1 protein-coding gene is annotated in these 1,272 nt (G+C 64.8%); it reads left to right on the top strand.

Features of this window, described 5'->3' with window-relative positions:
* Window positions 1-24 precede the first annotated feature (24 nt).
* Window positions 25-1,266, top strand: coding sequence for an arginine deiminase (gene arcA / locus DWX39_RS10785; RefSeq protein ID WP_117584235.1), 1,242 nt, complete (start codon window positions 25-27; stop codon window positions 1,264-1,266).
* Window positions 1,267-1,272: the final 6 nt, after the last annotated feature.

The raw sequence follows: 1,272 nt of genomic DNA, 5'->3' as shown, positions 1-1,272 counted from the left end.
GGCCCGAAAGAAAGGTAGGAGGCCATGACGAAAGGTCTGCACGTGCCTTCCGAGATCGGCAAGCTCAGGAAGGTCTGCCTGCACCGTCCCGGCGACGAGCTCCTCAACCTGCCGCCCGACGAGCTCGAGCGACTCCTGTTCGACGACGTCCCGTTCCTGGAGGTCGCGCAGCAGGAGCACGACACCTTCGCCCAGATCCTTAAGGACCAGGGCGTGGAGGTGCTCTACCTCGAGAACCTCGTCGCAGAGGTGTTCGACCAGGTCCCCGGCGCCCGCGCCGAGTTCACCGACCAGTACATCGCCGAGGCAGGCATCCGCGGCCAGCAGATGCCGCAGATCGTCCGCGAGAAGCTGGACTCCATCGAGGACAACCTCGAGTTCGTCAAGAAGACCATGGCCGGCATGACCAAGGCCGAGATCGACATGCCCCTCACGGCGTCCACGACCCTCGACTCCCTGGTCAACTCCGAGTCCGAGTCCGACCTGATCATCGACCCGATGCCCAACCTCTACTTCACCCGCGACCCGTTCGCGGTCGTCGGCGAGGGCGTCAACCTCAACCGCATGTACTCGGTCACCCGCAACCGCGAGACCCTGTACGGCAAGTACGTCTTCAAGTACCACCCCGACTACAAGGACGTCTCCCTGTATTTCCGCCGCGACTGCCAGTTCCACACCGAGGGCGGCGACGTGCTGAACATCAACGAGAAGACCCTCGCCGTCGGCATCTCCCAGCGCACCCAGGCCGCCGCGATCGACGTCATGGCCCAGAACATCTTCTGGAACTCCGACTCCAAGGTCGAGCGCATCCTGGCCTTCGACATCCCGGTCTCCCGCGCCTTCATGCACCTCGACACGGTCTTCACTCAGATCGACGTCGATAAGTTCACGATCCACCCCGCCATCATGGGCACCCTGCGCGTCTACGAGCTGACCGCCGGCAAGAACCCGGGCGACGTGAACATCCGCCTGATCGAGGACACCCTCGAGCACGTCCTGGAGGACGCCACCGGCGTTGACCAGGTCAAGCTGATCCCCTGCGGCGGCGGCGACCCGATCGCGGCCTCCCGCGAGCAGTGGAACGACGGCTCCAACACCCTGTGCGTCGAGCCCGGCAAGATCTGCGTCTACGCCCGCAACACCGTCACCAACGACGTGCTGTACAAGGAGGGCCTGGACCTTCTCGTCGTGCCCTCCGCCGAGCTCTCCCGCGGCCGTGGCGGCCCGCGCTGCATGAGCATGCCCTTCTGGCGCGAGGACCTCTAAGGTTTT

The organism is Collinsella sp. AF19-1LB (assembly GCF_003459655.1).
GTDB lineage: Bacteria > Actinomycetota > Coriobacteriia > Coriobacteriales > Coriobacteriaceae > Collinsella.
The sequence above is the reverse complement of the archived record's forward strand: the minus strand, read 5'-3'. Positions and strand labels throughout refer to the sequence as shown.

Coding starts and splice junctions, on each gene's coding strand:
- arcA (WP_117584235.1), top strand. CDS start 25: ATGACGAAAGGTCTGCACGTGCCTTCCGAGATCGGCAAGCTCAGGAAG.